Below are 23,666 nucleotides of genomic sequence, written 5' to 3'. Positions count from 1 at the left end.
GGGGTCTAAGTGACTGGTACAAGCCCTGGGGGTGCCAGCCGCTGGCCCCGGCAGGGTCAGTGGCTGGCGGAAACACTTTCCAGCTGGAGGGACTTGGCCGTGGCCCGTTCCAGCTCCGCGGCGAGGTCCGGATTCTCATCCAGCTTCACCCCGTAGCCGGGCATCATGTCCTTGAGCTTGGACTGCCAGCCCTTGAAGTTCTTGGGGAACGTCTTCTGGAGCAGTTCGATCATGATGGGGACAGCGGTGGACGCCCCCGGCGAAGCGCCCAGGAGCGCGCCGATGGAGCCGTCGCGGCCGGCGATCACTTCAGTGCCGAACTGAAGGACGCCGCCCTTTTGCGGGTCTTTCTTGATGATCTGTACACGCTGGCCGGCGGTGATGAGTTCCCAGTCCCCGCCCTTTGCCTCGGGGTAGTACTCTCGCAGCGCCTCCACTTTCTGGTCTTGGCGCTTGACCACTTCCTTGACCAGGTAGGCGGTGAGGTCCATGTTGTCCTTGGCCACCGCCAGCATCGGGATGATGTTGCCGGGGCGGATGGACAGGGGCAGGTCCAGGTAGGAGCCGTTCTTCAGGAAGTTGGTGGAGAAGCCTGCGTACGGGCCGAACAGGAGCGAACGCTTCCCGTTGACGTAGCGGGTATCCAGGTGGGGAACGGACATGGGCGGTGCACCCACGGAGGCCTGGCCGTAGACCTTGGCGCTGTGCTGGGCGGCGATGGCCTCGTCCGTGCAGCGGAAGAACTGGCCGGAGACCGGGAAGCCGCCGTAGCCCTTGCTTTCCGGGATTCCGGACGCCTGGAGCAGGTGCAGGGCGCCGCCGCCGGCGCCGACGAAGACGAACTTGGCGTGGATCTTGCCGCGTTCTCCGGACTTGGGGTGCTTCAGCGTCAGGTCCCAGCCGCCGTCGGACGCGCGGGAGATCCCGGTGACGTCGTGGCCGTAGTTGATTTCGACGCCGGTGTTCCCAAGGTAGGTGGTCAGCTCGCGGGTCAGTGCGCCGAAGTCCACGTCGGTGCCCTCGGCGGCCCGGGTGGCGGCAATACGCTGCTGGGGGTCGCGGCCCTTGACGATCAGCGGCGCCCACTTGGCGATCTGCGCGTGGTCCTCGGAGTACTCCATGCTCCGGAACAGGGTGTGGGGCTTGAGGGCCTCGTAGCGGGTCTTCAGGAACCGCGCGTGGTCTTCGCCGATCACGAAGCTCATGTGCGGAACGGTGTTGATGAAGCCCTTGGGCGAACCGATCAGGCTGTTGTCCACCAGGTGGGACCAGAACTGGCGGGACAGCTGGAACTGTTCGTTGATGAGCAGTGCCTTGGCGGGGTTGACCGAGCCGTCTTTGGCTGCGGGGGAGTAGTTCAGTTCGCAGAGGGCGGCGTGGCCCGTTCCTGCGTTGTTCCAGGGGTCTGAGCTTTCGAGTCCCGGCTGGTCCAGCCGTTCGAACAGGGAGATGGTCCAGTCCGGCTCCAGCTGCTTGAGGAATGCCCCCAGCGTGGCGCTCATGATGCCGCCGCCTATCAGGACAACGTCGGCGTGTGGGGTCTTGGAAATGAAGGTCACGATCAGTCTCCGATTGCAGCGGCTCTGGCTGTCACAGAATATCCCCGCGCAGCCCGCATACTGAAATTGGCCGGGCCCGTCAAGGCTTTAGCTGGACCTTGGTGAAAACTTCATTTAAGACCGGTGACGCGGGGTAGTTCAGCACCCGGTCGGACAGGGCCAGTGCGGAGATGGGGAAGGCAATGGGAACCGCCGGGACCGTCGCGGCGATCTGGGCGTTGATGGTGTGATAAAGCTCATCCCGTTCCTTCCCGTCAGGCAGTCCCCGCGCCCGGTTGATCTTGGAAAAGACCTGCGGATCCTGGTATCCGAACTCGCCGTTTTTCTGCCCGAAGAGGGGGCCGACGAAGTTGTCGGCGTCCGAGTACGAGCCGTTCCACCCAAGGATGTGGAGGGCATGGTCGCCGGCGGACTGGACCTTCTGCAGGTAGCCGTCCGACCAGTCAACGGGCACGGGCCGGATGTTGAAGCCGACGGCGGTGAGCTGGCGGCTGAGCTCGGCGTAGACCTTTTCAGGGGTGGGCAGGTACGGGCGGGTGACGTTCATGGGGTAGTAGAACTTCAGTTCCTCGCCCGCGTAGCCGCCCTCTTTCAGGTAGTCCTTGGCCTTGGCCGGATCGTGTCCGAGCGCCGGCGCGTCATTGTTGAAACCGCTGATCTTGGGCGGAACGAACTGCGTGGCCTTGGCGGTGTTGTCGATGAAGAACTTCCGGATCAACGTCTCCTTGTCGATGGCAAGCTCCACCGCCTGCCGGATCTTCTGGTTCTGGAGGATCGGGATGTCCTGGTTCATGCCCACGTACATCACGGAGAACGGGTCGCGCTGCACGATCTGCTTGCCGCGCTTGACCAGCTGGTCGAAATTCCCCACGGTGACGGCGTCATAGCCGTCGATCGTGCCGTCCAGCAGTGCCTGGAGGCGGGTCTGGGGATGGTTGTAGGCCAGGAAGTTGATGGTGCCGATCTGGCCGCGGTCGCCCCAGTAGGTCTTGTTGCTGGCGAGGGTGACGTTGTCGGTGCCCCAGGCGGCAAGGGTGAAGGGGCCGGTGCCGACCGGATTCGTGGCGAAGGCTGACATTGCCTGGCCGCCCCGGTTCTGGTCCAGGACGTCCGCTTTGCCCGAGGCGAGGGCTGCAGGGGATGCGATGGCGAACGCCGGGAGGGTCAGTGCCTGGAGGAATGCGGTGAAGCGCTGGGTGAGGTCGATCTGTACCGTGTCGGGGTCTAATGCGGTGCAGCCCTTGAAGATCGACAGCCCGGGCTCGTCCGAATGTGCCTTGAACACGTCCTTGAAGGAGGTGCCCGGTGCCTGCTTCCGCAGGTCGGCGGAGAAAGCGAACCAGCGGTTGAAGTTCGTGCATACTGCGTCGGCGTTGAACGGAGTGCCGTCCTGGAAGGTGACGCCCGTGCGGAGCTTGAAGGTATAGGTACGGCCTTCGTTGGACTCGTTCCATTCCGTTGCCAGCAGCGGTGTGGGTTTTCCGGTGGTTTGGTCCACACCCACCAGGCCCTCCAGGATCTGCCGGGTGATGCGCTGGGACTCCACGTCGTTGGACAGGGCCGGGTCCAGTCCCAGGGGCTGGGCAGCGGTGCCGAAATTGAAGGTGGCCTCGGGCTCCGCCGGGGCGGAACTGGGCGGACCGGATGTGGGCGAGGGAGACGGCACACCCGTGCACGACGTCACGCCCAGCGCCATGAGGACGGCGCCTGCTTTGATGACCGTCCGCCGCGATGTACTGCTGGGCACTCGTTTATCACCTCTGGATGCTGCCGGCTCCGCCGCTTGCGGGCCGGGACCAGTCTAGAGGACCGGGCTTGCGGGCAGCTTCAGGCAAGCACGTGACGCGCGACAGGGCCGGCTCCGCCGGGTTTCAGACGGACCCGGCCCTGTGCTGGGGGTGGAAGAAGGCTTACTTGGGCATGAGCACGGAGTCGATCAGGTAGACCGTAGCGTTTTTGGTCTTGACGCCGCCGCAGATCACGTTGGCGTTGTCCACTTTGAGGTTGTCGCCGCTGCCGGTCACCGTGACCGAGCCGCCTTCGACGGTGGCGTGCGTGCCGGCGATCTTGTCCGGGGTGATCTGGCCGGGCACTACGTGGTAGGTGAGGATCTTGCTCAGCAGCGCATCGTCGGTCTTCAGCGTTTCGATGGTGGCGGGGTCGATCTTCTTGAAGGCATCGTCCACGGGAGCGAAGACCGTGAACTCGCCGCCGTTGAGCGTGTCAACCAGATCCACTTTGGGGTTCAGCTTGCCGGACACTGCCGCGGTGAGCGTGGTGAGGATGGGGTTGTTGGAGGCTGCGACGGCGACCGGGTCAAGGGCCATGCCTTCAACGGAGCCTGCGCCGGTGGGCACCTGCTTGGCGTAGGCGGCGCAACCGGGGCCAACCAGGTTGGCGGCCGGATCCATGCTTGCCGCCGAGGAGCTTGCGGACGGTGATGCCATGCTGGTGCTGGACGGGGATGCCATGCTGGAGCTGGGGGCGGATGACATCGGCGCCGACGACGCCGAGGACCCGGAGGTGCTGCCGGAACCGCCACATGCCGTGAGGCTGAGCAGAGCGGCTGCTGCAACGCCTGCGACGGTGAAAGTGGTGCGCTTGAAGGTCTGCATTTGGGTTCTCCTTGGATCGTTTGCCTGCCGCCGTCGGACATTTGGTTTCGTGGCGTGCGGCCTGCCTTTGGGTGGGCACCTGCCCTTGGCTGGTGTCTCAATGGCTATTCGCCGGGTGGGCATCGGCGGATGGGTGGATCTTCGGAGTTTTTCTATTCGGGGCAGAAATTGGCGACCGGATTGCCGGTGCTTAACGCAGGAATCCCCCGGCCGGGGCCGGGGGATTCGGTGTGCGCAAGGGGGGACTTGAACCCCCACGCCCGAAGGCACAGGAACCTAAATCCTGCGTGTCTGCCAATTTCACCACTCGCGCTCAGCTTCCTGCCGTGAACCGAAAATGCTCGACGGCGGATGCCAGTGTCCATTGTAGCGTTGCCAGGGTGGTTGCCCGGGAAGTTGCGGGCCGGTCAGGCGTCGAGGTTGAGGTCCCTGCGCAGTTTGGCCACGTGGCCGGTGGCCCGCACGTTGTACTGGGCCAGCGCCACCTTGCCGTCGGGGTCCACCACGATGGTGGAGCGGATCAGGCCCTCATAGGTCTTGCCGTAGTTCTTCTTTTCGCCCCAGGCGCCGTAGGCGTCGGCCACGGCGTGGTCCGCGTCGGAAAGCAGCGGGAACGTCAAGGACTCCTTGTCAGCAAACTTTGCCAGTTTCTCGACGGGGTCGGGGGAGATCCCCAGGACGTCGTAGCCGGCGGCCTGCAGGGAGGCCAGGCTGTCCCGGAAATCGCAGGCTTCCTTGGTGCAGCCGGGAGTGGCGGCAGCGGGGTAGAAGTAGACGATGGTGGAGCGGCCGGGCCGGGCAGCCAGGCTGACGTCCTTGCCGGTGGAATCCTGGAGGGTGAACGCGGGTGCCTTATCGCCGGTAACCAGTCTTTCAGCCATTGTTTTTCTCCTTGTCGCGGGCGGGACACAACAGCCTAGTAAGCAGGTGGAACGAGTGCTAATCGGCATTTGGCTATACTTGCTGCTATGCCTGATATGGATCACTGGCCCACAGGGCGCCTTCTGTCCACTGCTGCCCGACTCGTTGAGCACTCCTGGAACGAAAAACTCGGCGCCATCGGCCTCACCCATGCCGGTGTTATCGCCATCGAAGTCCTTGCAGCGCAGGGGCCCATGACCCAGGCCCAGCTTGCCCAGTACGTCCGCGTGCAGGCCCAGACCATGGGCAAGACCCTCAGCCGGCTTGAGTCCCACGGCCACATAGCGCGGGTGCGCAGCACCTCGGACCGCAGGAGCCACGTGGTATCGCTGACCGAGCAGGGCAAGGAAGCTGTTGCCCAGGCCGTGGAGATGGAGCGCTCGGTCCTGGCGTCCGCGTCGATCGACCCCGAGCTGCTGCGCCAGGAACTCAAGGCCGTGGTCAGGGAACTGGCCAGCCAGTTCTCCACCACGCCCAGCAACGCCGGAGCCCTCATGGACAACGTGGCAAAGTAGCCGCTGGCGCTGCGGACACCATACGTAAAGCGCGGCCCTGGTTCGGAAGAACCGGGGCCGCGCTTTTTTGTGCCCGGCCGCCGCCCGCCGTCGTACCTCCCCACGTCACCCCCATCGATTGCTCCGTACTTGTCGTTCTGGGCCGTGAAAACGACAAGTACTCAGCAATGGATGGACGTGGGCCGGGAAAACAAAACAGCCCCCCGCTTGTGTTTCCACAAGCCGGAGGCTGTTTTCCCAATCGTGCACCCCCCGGGACTTGAACCCGGAACCCATTGATTAAGAGTCAATTGCTCTGCCAATTGAGCTAGAGGTGCATCTTATTTGCTTCCATCTCCGGGCTTTTTCTTTCCCGTTGATCTCCGCAACGACATGAAACTCTACACGAACTTTTGGTGCAAGTGAAATCGGCTCCGGCGGAGGTGCCCGAATCAGGGGGAGGGCCGCAAAACCAGCGCGAAATCAGGGTTTTGGTTGTTCGTCAGCAGCCACAAACCTCCGTTCGGGGTCCGAATGACGTCCCGGATCCGACCGTATTCCCCTGTGAAATAGGCCACAGGGGACCCTGCTTCTGTTCCATGCAGCGGTACTGCCCACAACCTTTCGCCCCGGAGTGCACCGAGGTAGGCAATTCCGCCGAGGATTTCCAGCCCGCTGGGGGAGGATTCGCGCGTGGAGGGCCACACGACTTTCGCGTCCTGGAAGCCTGCGCGGTGCGGCGCCCCGGTGACGTCCGGCCAGCCGTAGTTGGCGCCCGGCAGGATCAGGTTCAATTCATCGTCCACGTCGGGGCCGAACTCGCTGGCCCAGAGCCGTCCGGATTCGTCCCACGCCAGGCCCTGGACATTCCGGTGGCCCAGGCTGTAGACAGCGTTCCCGAACGGGTTTCCAGGCGCGGGAGAGCCGTCCGGACTGAGCCGAAGGATCTTGCCGCCCAAGGCCCCGGGGTCCTGCGGCTGCTCCCGGCGTTGGGCGTCGCCCGTGCCCACGTACAGGAAACCGTCGGGGCCAAACCGGATCCTGCCTCCGTTGTGCGTGCCGGCTTTGGGTATTCCGGAGAACACGGTTTGGGGCTGGCCCAGCGTCAGCGAACCGTCCGCGCTGCTTCCGACAGTAATCATGACCACCCGGTTGTCCTCCTGCGTGGTCATATAGGCATAGAGGACGCGGTCGGCGTCGAAATGCGGGGAAAGCGCCAGTCCCAGGAGGCCTCCCTCTCCGCCGGGCACCACGTCGGGCACTTCCCCGAGGGTTGTGGCCTTGCCGTCCCGAACAGCCTTCAGCAGTGCGGTCCCGCGCTCCGAGATGATGGCGGTGCCGTCCGGAAGGAATACCGCTGCCCAGGGCGTGTCCAGTTGAAGCTCCAACCGCTCCTGCACGGTGGGCGCAGGTACCGCAGGTGCGGTAACGGCAGGGTTTCCGACGGCGGCTCCCGGCGACGTGCCGGCGACGGCAGGGCTTGTGCCTGGCGGCCCTGGTGCGCCCGTGCAGGCGGCCAGCACCAGGCACGCGGCCAGACAGGTAAGGCCCGCCGCAATGCGGCGGGCCTTCGTCCTGTTAGAGCCGTTTACGCCGTGGGGCGCGGAAACCGGCGGCCTCCGCATGCGCGGCAGATTCAAACCAGACTTCCGCCCGGGTCTGCTCATAATCCGGATGTCCTTCTTCGTAGTACACCATTTCGGCGGCGTCGCCCTTGACCGTGTAGTCCGCAGGTCCGCTGCCGTCGGGGCCGGGTGCGGCTGATCCTTGGCCGTAAGGCTCGTCGGCCGCCAGGTGCCCGGCAGGCTCGGCGGCAATTGTGACCTGGCCCGGGACGAAGCCCTGCCCGAACCCCTGGGCTTCGTCCTGTCCCTGCCCGGACGGCTGGTGGTCCGCCGCGTTTTCCACCAGCGCGGATGACTGGGCGCGGTCCATGGTTTCGGCTGCTCCAGCATCCGTCACGCCGCCGAAGGGCACCGCCGGCTCGTGCTGCGGGGCCGCTTCGGAGCTGTCCGCCCGGTGCTGGGGCGCCTGGCTTCCGGCCGGCCCGCCGCCGGTTGTGCCGCCGTCGTCCATGCTCTCCACTGCGGCCGTTTCGGCACCCGGAAGCGTGGGGGCGTGGGGCGCTGTGTATTCGTCATGGTGAACGGGACTGGATGCCGCGGGGGCGGCCTGCCCGGAGGAGGCTTCAGCGCTGGAGCCGGGTTGGTGCGCCTCCGCGGGGGTAGCTGCGGCCGTCCCGGCAGCCGAGGAGCCGGACCGGGGCGCGGCTCCGGCCTCGGACCACTGGGTTTCCCATTCGGCCTGGTCTTCGTTTTGCTGTGCAGCCTGGCCCTGGGGCCGGTGTTCTTCGTGCCCGGTGCCACTGCCGGGCGTCTCCGTGCCGGAAGCGGCGGGGCCGGCTACGTTGGCCGCCTCAGTGGCCTTCTCGGTGGACAGGGGAGTGGAAGTGCGCGCCGCCGGCGCGGAAGCGGCGGACGAGTCGGCCGGCTCTTCCGCCGTGGCGGGTGCGGCCGGTTCGGCGGCTTTCCCGAATCCCGCTGCTGTTGGAATGCCGGTGGTCCCCGCAGCCGCGGCCGAAGCTGCCGCGCTGCCCCCTTCAAGGGCCCCGTCGGCACGGGCCCGCTCGGTCTTCGCCGCCGGCGATGACCCCTCGGGCGCATTGGCGGACTTGTTGCGGCTGACGAGCCACCAAATGATGACGGCGATGACGACTATGAGGATGATCCAGAAAACAAAGTCCATGGCAGGCCCTTCTGTACAGGTGGCGGGTGTCCTGTCCCCGACGCTACGTCGGGTCACCACTGCTGTCCAGAGATGCCGCGGCGCGCGGGGGAAGGCCCGGTTGGAAGGGCGCCCGGGACATGTGACTGCAGCTCAGCACTATCAACGTCTCAATATATGAGATGCAAGTCCACTATCTGGCTGAACTTCCAAGACTTTTCCCGTTTCCCGCCGTCGACCGTCGTTTCACGGACCGTTCGAGCCCTAGACTTTCCCCTATGAGTGACGCCCAGACCACAACCGGAACCAAGCCGGACATCAAGCCCCGCAGCCGCGTCGTCACCGACGGCATCCACGCGGCCCCCGCCCGCGGCATGTTCCGGGCCGTCGGGATGGGCGACGACGACTTCGCGAAGCCCCAGGTGGGCGTGGCAAGTTCCTGGAACGAAATCACCCCCTGTAACCTCTCCCTGAACCGGCTGGCACAGGGCGCCAAAGAGGGCGTCCACGCCGGCGGCGGTTTCCCCATGCAGTTCGGCACCATTTCAGTGTCCGACGGCATCTCCATGGGCCATGAAGGCATGCACTTCTCCCTGGTCTCCCGTGAGGTCATCGCCGACTCCGTGGAGACCGTCATGCAGGCCGAGCGGATCGACGGCTCGGTCCTGCTGGCCGGCTGCGACAAGTCCCTGCCCGGCATGCTCATGGCGGCGGCCCGGCTGGACCTTGCCAGCGTCTTCCTCTACGCGGGGTCCATCATGCCCGGCTGGGTCAAGCTCGAGGACGGCTCCGAAAAGGAAGTCACCCTGATCGACGCCTTCGAAGCCGTGGGTGCGTGCGCTGCCGGCAAGATGAGCATGGAGGACTTGACCCGCATCGAGAAGGCCATCTGCCCGGGCGAAGGCGCCTGCGGCGGCATGTACACGGCCAACACCATGGCCTGCATCGGCGAGGCGCTGGGCATGTCCCTCCCCGGATCCGCCGCACCGCCCTCGGCAGACCGCCGTCGTGATGAGTTCGCGCGCAAGTCCGGCGAAGCGGTGGTCAACCTGCTGCGCCTGGGCATCACGGCCCGGGACATCATGACCCGGGAGGCCTTCGAGAATGCCATTGCCGTCACCATGGCCTTCGGCGGCTCCACCAACGCCGTCCTGCACCTGCTGGCGATTGCCCGCGAGGCAGAGGTGGAACTGACCCTGGATGACTTCAACCGCATCGGCGACAGGATCCCGCACCTGGGCGACCTCAAGCCGTTCGGCCGCTACGTCATGACCGACGTGGACAGGATCGGCGGCGTGCCCGTCATCATGAAGGCACTGCTCGACGCCGGCCTGCTGCACGGCGACTGCCTGACCGTCACGGGCAAGACCGTCGCGGAGAACCTCGAGGCCATCAACCCGCCGGACGTTGACGGCAAGATCCTGCGCGCGCTGGACAACCCGATCCACAAGACCGGCGGCATCACCATCCTGCATGGCTCCATGGCCCCCGAAGGCGCGGTTGTTAAAAGCGCCGGCTTCGACGCAGACGTCTTCGAAGGCACCGCCCGCGTCTTCGAGCGCGAACAGGGAGCCCTGGATGCGCTGGACAACGGCAAGATCAAGGCCGGCGACGTCGTCGTTATCCGCTACGAAGGCCCCAAGGGCGGCCCGGGCATGCGCGAAATGCTCGCCATCACCGGCGCCATCAAGGGCGCGGGCCTGGGCAAGGACGTCCTGCTCCTCACCGACGGCCGGTTCTCCGGCGGCACCACAGGGCTGTGTATCGGCCACGTGGCACCGGAAGCGGTCGACGGCGGCCCCATCGCCTTCGTGCAGGACGGTGACAGGATCCGGGTGGACATTGCTGCGCGCACCTTCGACCTGCTGGTGGACGAAGCGGAACTCGAAGCCCGCAAGGTGGGCTGGGAGCCGCTGCCCGCCAGGTACACCAAGGGAGTGCTCGCCAAGTACGCCAAGCTGGTCCACAGCGCCAGCCAGGGCGCCTACACCGGCTGATTTGAGTTCCCGGGGACACCTCCCGGGACTGCCCCGCCAGAGGCGGCAGGGCTTAATAAGGGATGACCAAGGGGCCCAGGCTGACGGCGCTCGCGCCGGAAGTTTGGGGTAGGGTCATTCCGTGGACAATGGAGTCCACATGGTGAGATTGGGTTGTCGCTCGTTGACACCTATCTCGCCAAGAGGGAAAACTGAACGCATGACTTTCGTTACCGCCGGCACCGTCGTCGTCGTCCTTACCAAGCGCGTGGCACCTTAGCCCCTGGTAACGAAAAGTCACGCGCAAACCCCTCAAGAAGCCGCCAGGCCGAGGGGTTTTTTTATTTCCCACCGTTTCAAAGCAATTCCAGAACCAGAGAAGATCCACAAGGAAGAGTCCGATGAGCAAAGGATCGCCCATCAGCCCCTCGCTGATGGCCACCAAGTCCGCTGGAGCCCCCAAGGCTCCGGAACGCGCCGACCGGACGGCTGACCATGCCGCCGTCGTCGCCGACCTTGCTGCCGTCTCTCCTGTCCTTGGGCCGAACAACGTCGTACCCCCGACGGTGATGACCGGCTCGCAAGCAATCGTCCGCTCGCTCGAAGAACTCGGCGTCGACGACATTTTCGGTTTGCCTGGTGGCGCGATCCTGCCCACCTACGACCCCCTGATGGCCTCCACCATGAATCACGTGCTGGTCCGTCACGAACAGGGAGCCGGCCACGCCGCGCAAGGCTACGCCATGGTCACCGGGCGGGTGGGCGTCTGCATCGCCACCTCGGGCCCCGGCGCCACCAACCTCGTTACCGCCATCATGGATGCCCACATGGACTCCGTTCCCCTGGTGGCCATCACCGGCCAGGTATCCAGCGGCGTCATCGGCACCGATGCATTCCAGGAAGCCGACATCGTGGGCATCACCATGCCCATCACCAAGCACTCGTTCCTGGTGACCGACCCCAACGACATCCCGCACGTCATGGCCGAGGCCTTCCACCTGGCCTCCACCGGCCGTCCGGGCCCGGTGCTCGTGGACGTTGCCAAGGACGCCCAGGTGGGCCAGATGACCTTCTTCTGGCCGCCGAAGATCGACCTGCCGGGCTACCGTCCGGTGACCCGCGGCCACAACAAGCAGGTGCGCGAGGCCGCCAAGCTCATCGCCGCTTCCACCAAGCCTGTCCTGTACGTGGGCGGCGGTGTGGTCAAGGCGCATGCCTCGGCCGAACTGCTCGCCCTCGCCGAAGCGACCGGGGCGCCGGTGGTGACAACCCTCATGGCCAAGGGCGCTTTCCCCGACTCACACCCCCAGCATGTGGGGATGCCCGGCATGCACGGCAGCGTTTCCGCCGTCACGGCCCTGCAGCAGTCGGACCTGCTGATCACGCTCGGCGCCCGCTTCGATGACCGCGTCACGGGCGTGCTGAAGACCTTCGCACCCAACGCCAAGGTCATCCACGCCGATATCGATCCTGCGGAGATTTCCAAGAACCGCACCGCGGACGTGCCCATCGTCGGGTCCGTCAAGGAGATCATCCCGGAACTGACCGAGGCCGTGCGCAGCCAGTTCGAAGCCTCGGGCACCCCGGACCTCACCACCTGGTGGGCGTTCCTGAACAACCTCAAGGAAACCTACCCGCTGGGCTGGACGGAACCGGATGACGGCCTGATTGCCCCGCAGAAGGTCATCAAGCGGATCGGCGAGCTCACGGGCCCCGAGGGCGTTTACGTGGCGGGCGTGGGCCAGCACCAGATGTGGGCCGCGCAGTTCATCAAGTACGAGCGTCCGCACGCCTGGCTGAACTCCGGCGGCGCCGGCACCATGGGCTATGCCGTTCCGGCCGCCATGGGTGCCAAGGTGGGCGAGCCGGACCGCGTGGTCTGGGCCATCGACGGTGACGGCTGCTTCCAGATGACCAACCAGGAGCTGGCCACCTGCGCCATCAACAAGATTCCCATCAAGGTTGCTGTCATCAACAACTCCTCGCTGGGCATGGTGCGGCAGTGGCAGACCCTCTTCTATGAAGGCCGCTACTCCAACACCGACCTCAACACCGGCCATGACACGGTCCGCATCCCGGACTTCGTCAAGCTGGGGGAGGCCTACGGCTGCGCTTCGTTCCGCGTGGAGCGCGAAGAGGACATCGACGCCACCATCCAGAAGGCCCTCGAAATCAACGACCGCCCCGTGGTCATCGACTTCGTGGTGAGCCCCAACTCCATGGTGTGGCCGATGGTGCCCGCCGGCGTGAGCAACGACCAGATCCAGGTTGCCCGCAACATGACCCCGGAATGGGAAGAGGAAGACTGAGCATGAGCCGCCACACACTTTCCGTCCTGGTTGAGGACAAGCCCGGCGTCCTGACCCGCGTGGCCAGCCTCTTCGCCCGCCGCGCCTTCAACATCAACTCCCTGGCTGTTGGCCCCACCGAAGTGCCGGGTGTTTCCCGCATGACCGTGGTGGTCGACGCCGACGGCGACCTCATCGAGCAGGTCACCAAACAGCTCAACAAGCTGGTCAACGTCATCAAGATCGTTGAGCTCACCCCAGAATCTTCCGTACAGCGCGACCACATCCTGGTCAAGGTACGTGCGGATGCCGCAACACGCCTGCAGGTAACCCAGGCCGCAGACCTGTTCCGCGCCTCAGTGGTCGACGTGTCCACCGACTCCGTCGTCATTGAGGCCACCGGCCACCCGGAAAAGCTCACAGCCCTGCTCTCAGTGCTGGAGCCCTTTGGCATCCGCGAAATCGTGCAGTCCGGCACCCTGGCCGTTGGACGGGGATCCCGCTCCATGAGTGACCGGGCGCTCCGCTCCGCCTAGGCATCGCGTCCAGGCGGGACCACGCGCCCGTAACCGCAGCACCGCAAGACCACTATCTACAACCACTCAAGAGGAGTTACGCAAGTGACTGAAATGTTCTACGACGACGACGCCGACCTGTCCATCATCCAGGGCCGCAAAGTTGCCATTGTTGGCTACGGCTCGCAGGGCCACGCCCACGCGCAGAACCTGCGCGATTCCGGCGTCGAGGTTGTCATCGCGCTGAAGGAAGGCTCGAAGTCGATCGCCAAGGCTGAGGACGCCGGCTTCACGGTCAAGAACGTTGCCGACGCTGCCGAATGGGCTGACGTCATCATGATCCTGGCGCCGGACCAGCACCAGCGCGCGATCTACAACGAGTCCATCAAGGACAAGCTGACCCCCGGCAAGGCCCTCGCCTTCGCGCACGGCTTCAACATCCGCTTCGGCTACATCCAGGCACCGGAGGGCGTTGACGTCATCCTGGTTGCCCCGAAGGCTCCGGGCCACACCGTGCGCCGCGAGTTCGAAGCCGGCCGCGGCATCCCGGACATCATCGCCGTGGAACAGGACGCAACAGGCAACGCCTGGGAGCTGGCCAAGTCCTACGCCAAGGCCATCGGCGGCACCCGCGCCGGCGTCATCAAGACCACCTTCACCGAAGAGACCGAAACTGACCTCTTCGGCGAGCAGTCAGTCCTCTGCGGCGGCGTGTCCCAGCTCATCCAGTACGGCTTCGAAACCCTGACCGAAGCCGGCTACCAGCCGCAGATCGCCTACTTCGAGGTGCTGCATGAGCTCAAGCTCATCGTCGACCTCATGTGGGAAGGTGGCATCGCCAAGCAGCGCTGGAGCGTCTCCGACACCGCAGAATACGGCGACTACGTGTCCGGCCCGCGCGTCATCACCCCCGAGGTCAAGGAAAACATGAAGGCCGTCCTGGCCGACATCCAGTCCGGTGCCTTCGCCAAGCGCTTCATCGAGGATCAGGACAACGGCGGCGTCGAGTTCAAGGAGCTCCGCGCCAAGGCCGAGCAGCACCCCATCGAGGAAGTCGGCCGCGAACTGCGCGCCCTGTTCTCCTGGCAGCAGCAGGATGCTGACTACGTGGAAGGCTCCGCAGCCCGCTAAGGCTGCCCGCGCAACCGCATAGACCCCAATGGTGAGGCCGGGTTCACACTTAACAATGTGAGCCCGGCCTTTCCGTCGGCCTAGACTTGTTCCATCCCCAGGACTGCAACGCAGAGGATCAGCCGTGTCAAAACCCGTAGTACTGCTCGCCGAAGAACTTTCCCCCGCCACCGTCGAGGCCCTTGGCCCGGACTTTGAAATCCGACAGACCGACGGCGCCGACCGTTCCCAGCTGCTCTCGGCGATCAGCGACGTAGACGCCATCCTGGTCCGTTCCGCCACCCAGGTGGACGCAGAAGCAATCGCCGCGGCCAAGAACCTGAAGGTCATCGCCCGCGCCGGCGTGGGCCTGGACAACGTGGACATCAAGGCCGCCACCCAGGCCGGCGTGATGGTGGTCAACGCCCCCACGTCCAACATCGTGTCCGCCGCGGAACTCACCGTGGGCCACATCCTCAGCCTTGCCCGGCACATCCCGCAGGCCAGCGCCGCCCTCAAGGACGGCGAATGGAAGCGCTCCAAGTACACCGGCATCGAACTGTTCGAAAAAAAGATCGGCATCATTGGCCTGGGCCGCATCGGCGCCCTGGTGGCAGCCCGCCTCAAGGGCTTCGACACCAAGATCCTGGCCTACGATCCCTACATCACCTCGGCCCGCGCAGCGCAGCTCGGCGTGCAGCTGGTCACCTTGGACGAGCTCCTGGCCCAGTCCGACTTCATCACCATCCACATGCCGAAGACGCCCGAGACGGTCGGCATGCTCGGCGCTGATGCCTTCAAGAAGATGAAGTCCACCGCCTACGTGGTCAACGTGGCCCGCGGCGGCCTCGTGGACGAGGAAGCCCTCTTCACCGCCCTCCAGGACGGCGAAATCGCCGGCGCCGGCGTGGACGTCTTCGCCAAGGAACCCAGCACCGACCTGCCGTTCTTCAAGCTCGACAACGTGGTGGTCACCCCCCACCTTGGCGCCTCCACGGACGAAGCCCAGGAAAAGGCCGGCGTCTCCGTGGCCAAGTCCGTCCGCCTTGCCCTCGCGGGAGAGCTGGTCCCGGATGCCGTCAACGTCGCCGGCGGCGTGATTGCCCCCGACGTCCGTCCGGGCATCCCGCTGATCGAAAAGCTGGGCCGCATCTTTACCGCGCTGACCCACGCATCCCTGACCCAGTTCGACGTCGAAGTGGCCGGCGAAATCTCCTCCCTCGACGTCAAGGTCCTGGAGCTTGCGGCACTGAAGGGCATCTTCGCCGACGTCGTGACCGAGCAGGTCTCCTACGTCAACGCCCCGGTCATCGCCGAACAGCGCGGCATCAACGTCCGCCTCATCACCACTCCCGAGACCGAGTCCTACCGCAACGTCCTGACCCTGCGCGGCGCCCTCAGCGACGGCAGCCAGATCTCCGTGGCAGGCACCCTGACCGGCCCCAAGCAGATCGAGAAGCTCGTGGGCATCAACGGCTTCGAGGTTGAGATCCCCATCAGCGAGCACCTGGTGGTGGTCGCCTACACTGACCGTCCCGGCGTCATTGGAACCATCGGCCACATCCTGGGCATGAACAACATCAACATCGCCGGCATGCAGGTGGCCCGCTCCAACGAGGGTGGCCAGGTCCTGGCCCTGCTGACCATCGACAGCTCCGTTCCCCAGCAGGTGCTGGACGCCATCAAGGCCGGCATCGGCGCCGAGATGGTCCGGGAAGTGGACCTGGAAGACTAGCGCGACACACCGGCCGAAACGCCGAAAGCCGCTCCTCCGCAGGGGTCCGTCCCCTCGGAGCCACGTATGATTGGCCGGTCTGCTTACAATGGCTAGGTCCTGATTCAGGACCACAGCCGGCAGACCGGCCAATACCTTTTGCACATCCGTCCGCCATTGCCCACGTCTGCCGGCGGTTGGATGTGCGCGCACGCAATCCAGGTTTCAGGGAGTTCCATGAACGCCGTCCAGAGGTTCATCAGAAGCAGAGTGCTGCTGTTGACCGCGGCCATCTTGATCGCAGCCATGTGCTTGTCGGTCCTCGTCCAAAGTCAGTCACAGGCTGCGCTCAACCGGACGGTTGATGAGAACTCGAGGGGGCTCTACGACATCCTGGTCCAGGCCAAAGCGCCCTCCGGGGCCCTGCTGCAGCCCGAAATCGCCAACGGCGCAGGCGGCATCGGGTTCGACCAGCTGGACTCCATCCGGAAGCTCTCCGGCACGTCCGTGGCCGCCCCCATCAGCCTGGTCTCGCGGGTCACCCAGAACCTGGAGACGCCGCGCCTGGATGCCATGGACTACCTCGGCTACAACGCCGGACTGGCCGGCACCGCCACGGCGGACCAGGCCGCCGGCGCCACCGCCCCGGACAAGTGGCCTGCAGCTGAATCCGTGCTGACCGATGCTGCCAAGAAGTACCGCCTGACCGCCAGCGCCGTGAGCTCCGATGGAAACTCCGAGCAAACGCTCTTCAAGACCACGGCGGAGGGCACGCTGGGCAAGGCCCGGCTCGTGGAGGAGAAGGCACAGGGCGGCAGCAGCATCCGCATCGCCCCGCCGGCAGGGGAGACCGGCATCAAGTTCCCCGCCCCCGCCGGAGGCTCCGAGCACAACCTCTTCAACCTCTCCGTGGCACTGCCGCTCGCCCCTGAGGTCACCGAATCCGTGGTGGCAGTCGACCCTGCCGCCGAACGGGCCCTGCTCGGTTCGGCCGGCGACTTCCTGGCTCCCTTGGAGAAGGCGCCGCCCGCTGATGCGCGTGACGCGGGCGCCGTGGGCCGCTACCTGGAAGGTCTCTTCACCAACGGCATCAGCATGGACCAGCTGAAGGAAGGGCCGGACTTCCTGGGCGTCAAGCTCAAGTACTGGGCCCCTTTGATGACCCAGTACCAGCAGGCCAAGCGCACCGGCCAGCTGACCAGCGGTTCGCAGGCAGTTCCGCTGATCGTCCGCTCCGGCACGTCGCTGGACCTGAAGTACAACGTCAAGATCGAGGAAATTGACGACGCCGGCAAGGTGGTCAAGGACGTCGGTACCGTTTCGAAGTCCCTGGGCAAGGATTACCTGCCCTTCGTTTCCAAGGACCCCTTCGTTTTGTCCTGGCCGGGCTCCACCGACCACTCGTCGCTGCTGGGCAGCAACGGCAACTTCAACCCCGGCCTTTACACGCCCGCCAAGTGGAGCACCAACTTCGCCGGCGCCCCCAAGTACACGGACGGTGACCCCGCCGCCAACGGGGCCGTGGACAAGACCGCCGTGCCCGGCGAATGGGTCACCGTCAACCGGCTCCCGGACAAGGCTGCCAACGGCGCCCCCGTCGACCAGACGCAGCGCAACCCCGTAGACGAGCGGTCGTACCGGGACAACCTGCCCACCGGCCAGCAGCAGGCCGCCACGCCGCTGCCCATGGTCTACGGTACGTTCGACCCCGCGGCAGTGGAGGCAGCCTCCGGCGACGTCAACAAGCTTCCGCTGGGCGGGTACGACCCCACGCCGTTCACCCTGACCAAGGACGCGTCAGGCAAGGACGTCTCGGCCGCAGACCTGAAGCCGTCGCTCAGCGCCACGGGACTGGCCAGCCAGTCCGCCGGTGCCATCACTGACTACTACGGACTCGCTGCCGCCCGCGGCTACAAGCAGAACGCCTCCGTTATCGACGCCGTCCGCGTCCGCGCCAAGGCGCCGGGCAGCTGGAAGGACGCCCAGCCCGAGGTGGAGAAGCTCGCCACGGAGATCCGGGCCATGGGCCTGGACGCCACTGTGGTGGCCGGTTCGGCCCGTGAGGACACCAGCATCTTTGTTCCCGGCTACTCCAAGGACGGAGCCGGCAAGGAATCGGCGCTCGGTACGGTGCAGCAGTCCTGGGTCCGGCAGAATGCCGCCGAAGCCGTGGCCGGAGCGCTTTCCGGAACCAACATCACCCTGCTTTTCCTGACGCTGTGCGGAGCTGCCCTCCTGACCGGCGCATCAACCGTGAGCTACATCCGCAAACGCCGCAGCGAGGCCGGAACCCTCCGGGCAATGGGCTGGACCCAGCGGCGAATCCGCAGCTGGGTGCTGGAGGAATTCGGCGTCGGGGCCGTGCTGCTTGCAGTGGCAGGCATCGTGCTGAGCCTGCTGAGCTGGAGCCCTGCCACAGCGCTGGTGTGCGTCGCCGTCCTGGTGCTGTATTGCGGGGCTGCACTGTTTGCCGCCCGGCAGCTCCGGCACCGCGACGTGATTGACCAGGAGCCGCAGCACGACGAACGGCTCATCCCGGTCGATTCGCCGTTGACCTTCGCCAACCGGCAGCTGAGCACGAACAAGTTCAACACCTTGTCGCTGGCCGTCGCTGTCGGTGTCTTCGGTGCCGCCGTTGGCGGCCTGATCGCCCTGCTGATCGACATTCCGCGCGCAGCCGGCGCAAGCGCCCTGAGCGGCCTGGCCGCAGCCAGCGTGACGCTGCCCAGCATCCTGCTGGCGCTTGCGGGCGTGGCCGTGGGGCTGGTGCTGACCCTTGTGACGGGACGTTTCGAGCTCAACGCCAAGCGGCAGTACCTTGGCATCCTCCAAGCCATGGGCTGGAACCCGGACATGCTCGGCCAGGTCCGGCTGTTCGAAAACGCACTGGTGGGAACCGTGGCCCTGCCGCTGGGCGTGCTGGGCGCCCTGGGCATCGGCCTGCTGCTGGCCCCCTATGCAGCCATCTGGGCTGCGGTGGCCGGGCTGGTGGCTGTAATTTGCTGGATACCGATTGCAACGAAAGTGGTCCAATGACAAACCCGACGAACGTCCAGCGCAGCCGCAGGAGCGGCTCCAACGAGGTCCCCCTGCAGACCCGGGCCAGCACCATCGTCAAGTCGGCTGACCACGCCACCCCGCTGGAAATGCGCGACATCACCATCCGCTACGGCGGCGGAAAGGGCGGCGCCGAGGCCGTGAGCGTGGTGGAAGGATTCGACCTGACCCTGCACGCCGGCGAGATGCACTGCGTCGCCGGCCGAAGCGGCTCCGGCAAGACCAGCATCCTGACCGTCGGCGCCGGACTTACCCTGCCGACGTCGGGCCGCGTGTTCTGGGAAGGCGATTCCCTCGAAAGCATGGGTGACGACGAAATCGCCGACCGCCGTCGTGCCCTGATCGGTTACGTGGACCAGGGCGGTGCCCTGATCGACGGCATGAGCGCCCTGGAGAACGTCCTCCTGCCCGCCGTTCCGGACGGCGAAGTGGAGCAGCGGCGGGACATGGCCAAGGACCTGCTGGACCTGGTGGGCCTGGGCCGCCGCATGCGGCACCGCCCCGCCCAGCTGTCCGGAGGTGAACGGCAGCGCGTGGCCATCGCCCGCGCGCTGATCCTGGGCACCAGGGTGCTGGTGGTGGATGAGCCCACCGCCTCCCTGGACCGCGCCTCCGCAAACCGCATCATCAGCATCCTGAAGGACACCACCTCCGACGGCATCGCCGTGCTGGTGGCCTCGCACGACCACGAACTGGTCCGGCTCAGCGATACCCTGACAGAACTGATTTAGCCCACTCCTCCGCACCGAAGGTAACCGTCCGCACCGTGACTGCTTCAGAGAAAACGCCGTTCTACATCACCACGGCCATCACCTACCCCAACGGCGTGCCGCACATCGGCCACGCCTACGAGTACATAGCGACCGACGCCATGGCGCGCTTCAAGCGGCTTGACGGCTATGACGTGATGTTCCTGACCGGCACCGACGAGCACGGCATGAAGATTGCCCAGACCGCGGAGAAGGAAGGCATCACGCCCAAGGAACTGGTGGACCGGAACGTTGAGGTCTACAAGGCGGCGCACTCCGCTTTGGCCATCAGCTACGACCGGTTCATCCGCACCACGGACGCCGACCATTACGCGGCTTCGCAGGCCATCTGGAAAAAGATGGAGGCCAACGGCGACATCTACCTCGACAAGTACGAGGGCTGGTACTCGGTCAGGGACGAGGCCTTCTACGCCGAGGACGAGACGGTGGTGAAGGACGACGGCGTGCGCTACTCGAAAGAGACGGACACCGAGGTGACGTGGACAGCGGAGGAGAGCTACTTCTTCCGGCTCTCCGCCTACCAGGACAAGCTGCTGGCCCTCTACGAAGCCCACCCCGAGTTCGGTGCCCCGCAGTACCGCTTCAACGAGGTCATCAGCTTCGTCAAGCGCGGCCTGGAGGACCTGTCCATCAGCCGCACCACCTTCGACTGGGGCGTTCCCGTCCCGGGCAATGACAAGCACGTCATGTACGTCTGGGTGGACGCGCTGACCAATTACCTCACCGGCGTCGGCTACCCGGACGAGAACTCAGAGAAGTTCCGGAAGTACTGGCCCGCCGACGTCCACATCATCGGCAAGGACATCTCCCGGTTCCACGCCATTTACTGGCCCGCCTTCCTGATGAGCGCCGGGCTGGAACTGCCAAAGCGCGTCATGATCCACGGCTTCCTGCACAACAACGGGGTCAAGATGTCCAAGTCCCTGGGCAACGTGGTGGCGCCGGCGGACTTCGTTGCCCGCTACGGCCTGGACCAGGTGCGGTTCTTCTTCCTGCGCGAAGTTCCCTTCGGCGCGGACGGCAGCTACAACCACGAGGCCATCGTGGGCCGGATGAACGCGGACCTCGCGAACAACTTCGGCAACCTGGCCCAGCGCTCCCTGTCCATGGTGGCGAAGAACTGTGACGCCGCGGTGCCCACCCCCGGGGCCTTCACGGCCGAAGACGACGCCATCCTCGCCCAGGCGAACGGTTTGCTGGAGACCGCCCGCGCCGCCTTCGAAAAGCAGGAGTTCAGCCGCGCCCTGGAGGCCATCTGGGGCGTGCTGCACCACACCAACGCCTACTTCGCCGAGCAGGCGCCCTGGGTGTTGCGGAAGACCGACGTTGAACGCATGAACACCGTGCTCTACGTGACGCTCGAGGTCCTGCGGATCGTGGCCATCCTGGCCCAGCCTGTCATGCCCGGCGCATCGGCCAAGCTCCTGGACGCGCTCGGCCAGCCCGAGGGCGACGCCCGGCAGTTCGCCGCGACCGCGACGCCGATCGTGCCGGCCACCGCACTTCCCGCGCCCACTCCTGTTTTCCCCAAGTTCGAGGAACCCGCCGAGTAGCGCCGCCGCCCGCCCTTGATGCGCGGATGCGCTTATGTCCAAAAGCTGAGACGTTTTGACCACCATATGGATATCTTGGCTACCCTGAAAACATGAGCGCATCCTCCATCAACCTCGCAGTAATCCCCGGTGACGGCATTGGCCCCGAAGTCATTGCCGAGGCAGTCAAAGTGCTGGAAAAGGCTGTGGCGGCAGAGGGCGTGGAGCTCAACCAGACCCATTACAAGCTCGGTGCCGAGCACTGGCTTGCCACCGGAGAGACGCTGCCGGACGAGGTCCTCGCTGACCTGCGGACCCGCGATGCCATCCTGTTCGGCGCTGTGGGCGCAGCACCCGGCGACACCCGCATCCCGTCCGGCATCATCGAACGCGAGATGCTCCTTAAGCTCCGCTTCAGCCTGGACCACTACGTCAACCTGCGGCCCTCCCGGCTCTACGGAACCGTCGGCAGCCCGCTGGCCAACCCCGGCACCATCGACTTCATTGTGGTCCGCGAAGGAACCGAAGGCCCGTACGTGGGGAACGGCGGCACGCTGCGGGCGGGAACCCCGCATGAGGTTGCCACCGAAGTGTCCCTGAACACCGCCCACGGCGTGGAGCGCGTGGTCCGGGACGCGTTCCGCCGCGCCAGCCTGCGCGAGCGCAAGCACGTCACCCTGGTCCACAAGCACAACGTCCTGGTCTATGCCGGGCACCTGTGGAAGCGCACCGTCGAAGCCGTGGCCCAGGAATTCCCCGAGGTCACCCATGACTACCTGCACGTGGACGCCGCCACCATTTTCATGGTCACGGACCCGTCCCGTTTCGACGTCATCGTCACCGACAACCTGTTCGGCGACATCCTCACCGACCTCGCCGCGGCCATTACCGGCGGCATCGGCCTGGCAGCTTCCGGCAACATCAACATGGACCGCACCGCGCCGTCGATGTTCGAGCCGGTCCACGGGTCCGCGCCGGACATCGCCGGCCAGGGCAAGGCAGACCCCACCGCGGCCATCCTCTCCGCGGCCCTCCTGCTGGACCACCTGGGCTACACCCAAGCCGCCCGCCGGATCGAAGCCGCAGTGGTTGCCGACGTCGAAAAGCGCGACGGCAGCGCCCGCAGCACCAGCGCCGTGGGTGACGCCATCGCCGCCGGCCTGTAGCCCGGGCCGGGGCCGCCGGCATCGGGCGTAAGCTTTACTCGAATCACCAAATGCCGCCCTCCCGTTCAGCGCTGAACCCCGGGGCGGCCGATCGTGGAGGAACCATGACTCAGACCGCCCATGGCGTCGAATTCACCCGGCAGCCCTCGGAGAACCCGAAGTCCGCCGAAGAGCGTGCAGCCATCCTGGCAAACCCGGGATTCGGCAACTACTTCACCGACCACACCGCCATCGTCGACTACAGCGTGGACGCGGACGGCAACGGCGGCTGGCACGACGCCCGGATCGAACCCTACGGTCCGATCGTGCTCGATCCTTCCGCAGCTGTATTCCACTACGGGCAGGAAATCTTCGAAGGGCTCAAGGCCTACCGGCACGCGGACGGCTCCGTCTGGACCTTCCGCCCCGAAGCCAATGCCGCGCGGCTGAACAAGTCCGCCCGCCGGCTTGCCCTGCCCGAACTGCCGGCCGAATACTTCCTCAGCGCCATCCGCGAACTGGTGGCCGTGGACAAGGAATGGGTGCCCTCCGGTGACGGCGAGGCTCTCTACCTTCGGCCCTTCATGATCGCCACCGAGGCCTTCCTGGGGGTCCGTGCCGCCCGTGAAGTCTCCTTCCGCGTGATTGCTTCGCCCGCCGGCAACTACTTCGGCGGCGAGCTCAAGCCCGTCTCCATCTGGATCTCGCGCCAGTACGCCCGGGCCGGCCGCGGCGGCACCGGCGACGCCAAGTGCGGCGGCAACTACGCAGCCTCGCTGATCGCCCAGCAGGAGGCGGAGGCCAACGGATGCAAGCAGGTACTGTTCCTGGACCAGGCCAATGACAACGCCGTGGAAGAGCTGGGCGGCATGAACGTCTTCTTCGTCATGAAGGACGGCTCGCTGGCCACGCCTGCGCTGACCGGCACCATCCTGGAAGGCGTCACCCGGATGTCCGTGATCCAGGTGGCCAAGGACATGGGCCGCGAGGTGGCCGAGCGCAAGATCACCCTTGATGAATGGCGCGACGGTGTGGCCTCCGGCGAGATCACCGAGGTGTTCGCCTGCGGCACAGCAGCCGTCATCACCCCCATCGGGGTCCTGAAGGACGCCACCGAGTTCATCGGTTCCGAGGACGCCAAGGCCGGCGAGGTCACCATGGCCATCCGTGAAAGGCTCCTGGGCATCCAGACGGGCGCCGAGCCGGACACCCACGGCTGGCTGACCCGCCTGGCATAGTTTCAGGC

At 65.8% G+C, this 23,666-nt stretch carries 17 protein-coding genes and 2 tRNA genes; 11 read left to right on the top strand and 8 right to left on the bottom strand.

Annotated elements, in window-relative coordinates:
• Positions 1-56: 56 nt before the first annotated feature.
• From ACTHQS_RS12500 to bcp, 5 genes are all read right to left on the bottom strand, one after another.
• Positions 57-1,559, bottom strand: coding sequence for a malate:quinone oxidoreductase (locus ACTHQS_RS12500; RefSeq protein ID WP_440169289.1), 1,503 nt, complete (start codon positions 1,557-1,559; stop codon positions 57-59).
• Positions 1,560-1,638: 79 nt separating this feature from the next.
• Positions 1,639-3,306 (bottom strand): ABC transporter substrate-binding protein, encoded by a 1,668-nt coding sequence (locus ACTHQS_RS12495; RefSeq protein ID WP_440169287.1) that lies wholly within the window; start codon positions 3,304-3,306, stop codon positions 1,639-1,641.
• Between the two features lie 163 nt (positions 3,307-3,469).
• A complete protein-coding gene (locus ACTHQS_RS12490) occupies positions 3,470-4,174 on the bottom strand; it encodes a fasciclin domain-containing protein (protein WP_440169285.1) in 705 nt (234 codons plus the stop codon).
• A gap of 231 nt (positions 4,175-4,405) precedes the next feature.
• Positions 4,406-4,487, bottom strand: a tRNA-Leu gene (locus ACTHQS_RS12485).
• A 94-nt stretch (positions 4,488-4,581) separates the two neighbouring features.
• Positions 4,582-5,055, bottom strand: a complete 474-nt coding sequence (gene bcp, locus ACTHQS_RS12480; protein ID WP_440169283.1) for a thioredoxin-dependent thiol peroxidase — start codon at positions 5,053-5,055, stop codon at positions 4,582-4,584.
• A gap of 96 nt (positions 5,056-5,151) precedes the next feature.
• Here bcp and ACTHQS_RS12475 point away from each other — a divergent pair, with 96 nt between their 5' ends.
• Positions 5,152-5,610 carry a MarR family winged helix-turn-helix transcriptional regulator gene (locus ACTHQS_RS12475; RefSeq protein ID WP_159635391.1) on the top strand — a complete coding sequence of 153 codons (459 nt, stop codon included), beginning with the start codon at positions 5,152-5,154 and terminating at the stop codon, positions 5,608-5,610.
• Positions 5,611-5,854: 244 nt separating this feature from the next.
• Here the strand turns inward: ACTHQS_RS12475 and ACTHQS_RS12470 are convergent.
• From ACTHQS_RS12470 to ACTHQS_RS12460, 3 genes are all read right to left on the bottom strand, one after another.
• Positions 5,855-5,927 (bottom strand) — tRNA-Lys (locus ACTHQS_RS12470).
• Between the two features lie 114 nt (positions 5,928-6,041).
• Positions 6,042-7,214 (bottom strand): PQQ-dependent sugar dehydrogenase, encoded by a 1,173-nt coding sequence (locus tag ACTHQS_RS12465; protein WP_440169281.1) that lies wholly within the window; start codon positions 7,212-7,214, stop codon positions 6,042-6,044.
• Positions 7,168-8,334, bottom strand: coding sequence for a sunset domain-containing protein (locus tag ACTHQS_RS12460; RefSeq protein WP_440169278.1), 1,167 nt, complete (start codon positions 8,332-8,334; stop codon positions 7,168-7,170). Before ACTHQS_RS12460 ends, ACTHQS_RS12465 begins: the two co-directional genes overlap by 47 nt.
• A 257-nt stretch (positions 8,335-8,591) precedes the next feature.
• Here ACTHQS_RS12460 and ilvD point away from each other — a divergent pair, with 257 nt between their 5' ends.
• The 10 genes from ilvD to ACTHQS_RS12410 all read left to right on the top strand — a co-directional run bounded on the left by ilvD (position 8,592) and on the right by ACTHQS_RS12410 (position 23,658).
• Positions 8,592-10,310 carry a dihydroxy-acid dehydratase gene (gene ilvD, locus ACTHQS_RS12455; protein ID WP_440169276.1) on the top strand — a complete coding sequence of 573 codons (1,719 nt, stop codon included), beginning with the start codon at positions 8,592-8,594 and terminating at the stop codon, positions 10,308-10,310.
• Between the two features lie 380 nt (positions 10,311-10,690).
• A complete protein-coding gene (locus tag ACTHQS_RS12450) occupies positions 10,691-12,598 on the top strand; it encodes an acetolactate synthase large subunit (RefSeq protein ID WP_440169274.1) in 1,908 nt (635 codons plus the stop codon).
• Positions 12,599-12,600: 2 nt separating this feature from the next.
• Complete coding sequence (gene ilvN / locus ACTHQS_RS12445; RefSeq protein ID WP_043453275.1) at positions 12,601-13,113, top strand: acetolactate synthase small subunit; 513 nt, start codon at positions 12,601-12,603, stop codon at positions 13,111-13,113.
• Positions 13,114-13,197: 84 nt separating this feature from the next.
• Positions 13,198-14,223, top strand: a complete 1,026-nt coding sequence (gene ilvC / locus ACTHQS_RS12440; protein WP_440169270.1) for a ketol-acid reductoisomerase — start codon at positions 13,198-13,200, stop codon at positions 14,221-14,223.
• 124 nt (positions 14,224-14,347) lie between these two features.
• Entirely contained in the window at positions 14,348-15,937 is a 1,590-nt protein-coding gene (serA, locus tag ACTHQS_RS12435; RefSeq protein ID WP_018768338.1) for a phosphoglycerate dehydrogenase, read from the top strand.
• A gap of 216 nt (positions 15,938-16,153) precedes the next feature.
• Positions 16,154-18,952: an FtsX-like permease family protein gene (locus tag ACTHQS_RS12430; protein WP_440169267.1), complete on the top strand. Its 2,799-nt coding sequence runs from the start codon at positions 16,154-16,156 to the stop codon at positions 18,950-18,952.
• The gene (locus ACTHQS_RS12425; RefSeq protein WP_387556566.1) at positions 18,949-19,704 is read left to right on the top strand and encodes an ABC transporter ATP-binding protein; all 756 of its coding nucleotides are present in this window, start codon (positions 18,949-18,951) and stop codon (positions 19,702-19,704) included. The genes ACTHQS_RS12430 and ACTHQS_RS12425 overlap by 4 nt, the downstream gene beginning before the upstream one ends.
• 35 nt (positions 19,705-19,739) lie before the next feature.
• Entirely contained in the window at positions 19,740-21,296 is a 1,557-nt protein-coding gene (gene metG / locus ACTHQS_RS12420) for a methionine--tRNA ligase (RefSeq protein ID WP_440169263.1), read from the top strand.
• 92 nt (positions 21,297-21,388) lie between these two features.
• The gene (locus ACTHQS_RS12415) at positions 21,389-22,441 is read left to right on the top strand and encodes a 3-isopropylmalate dehydrogenase (RefSeq protein WP_440169260.1); all 1,053 of its coding nucleotides are present in this window, start codon (positions 21,389-21,391) and stop codon (positions 22,439-22,441) included.
• A gap of 104 nt (positions 22,442-22,545) precedes the next feature.
• On the top strand, positions 22,546-23,658 hold the full coding sequence (locus tag ACTHQS_RS12410; protein ID WP_440169258.1) for a branched-chain amino acid aminotransferase: 1,113 nt from the start codon (positions 22,546-22,548) through the stop codon (positions 23,656-23,658).
• Positions 23,659-23,666: the final 8 nt, after the last annotated feature.

The organism is Arthrobacter sp. SAFR-044, assembly GCF_051965175.1.
In the GTDB taxonomy this organism is placed as follows: domain Bacteria; phylum Actinomycetota; class Actinomycetes; order Actinomycetales; family Micrococcaceae; genus Arthrobacter.
The sequence above is the reverse complement of the archived record's forward strand: the minus strand, read 5'-3'. Positions and strand labels throughout refer to the sequence as shown.

What these genes read in the sequence shown, in the direction of transcription:
- ACTHQS_RS12490 (WP_440169285.1), bottom strand. Translation starts at nt 4,174, where the DNA reads ATGCAGACCTTCAAGCGCACCACTTTCACCGTCGCAGGCGTTGCAGCA.
- bcp (WP_440169283.1), bottom strand. Translation starts at nt 5,055, where the DNA reads ATGGCTGAAAGACTGGTTACCGGCGATAAGGCACCCGCGTTCACCCTC.
- ACTHQS_RS12475 (WP_159635391.1), top strand. Translation starts at nt 5,152, where the DNA reads ATGGATCACTGGCCCACAGGGCGCCTTCTGTCCACTGCTGCCCGACTC.
- ACTHQS_RS12465 (WP_440169281.1), bottom strand. Translation starts at nt 7,214, where the DNA reads ATGCGGAGGCCGCCGGTTTCCGCGCCCCACGGCGTAAACGGCTCTAAC.
- ACTHQS_RS12460 (WP_440169278.1), bottom strand. Translation starts at nt 8,334, where the DNA reads ATGGACTTTGTTTTCTGGATCATCCTCATAGTCGTCATCGCCGTCATC.
- ilvD (WP_440169276.1), top strand. Translation starts at nt 8,592, where the DNA reads ATGAGTGACGCCCAGACCACAACCGGAACCAAGCCGGACATCAAGCCC.
- ACTHQS_RS12450 (WP_440169274.1), top strand. Translation starts at nt 10,691, where the DNA reads ATGAGCAAAGGATCGCCCATCAGCCCCTCGCTGATGGCCACCAAGTCC.
- ilvN (WP_043453275.1), top strand. Translation starts at nt 12,601, where the DNA reads ATGAGCCGCCACACACTTTCCGTCCTGGTTGAGGACAAGCCCGGCGTC.
- ACTHQS_RS12430 (WP_440169267.1), top strand. Translation starts at nt 16,154, where the DNA reads ATGAACGCCGTCCAGAGGTTCATCAGAAGCAGAGTGCTGCTGTTGACC.
- ACTHQS_RS12425 (WP_387556566.1), top strand. Translation starts at nt 18,949, where the DNA reads ATGACAAACCCGACGAACGTCCAGCGCAGCCGCAGGAGCGGCTCCAAC.
- ACTHQS_RS12415 (WP_440169260.1), top strand. Translation starts at nt 21,389, where the DNA reads ATGAGCGCATCCTCCATCAACCTCGCAGTAATCCCCGGTGACGGCATT.
- ACTHQS_RS12410 (WP_440169258.1), top strand. Translation starts at nt 22,546, where the DNA reads ATGACTCAGACCGCCCATGGCGTCGAATTCACCCGGCAGCCCTCGGAG.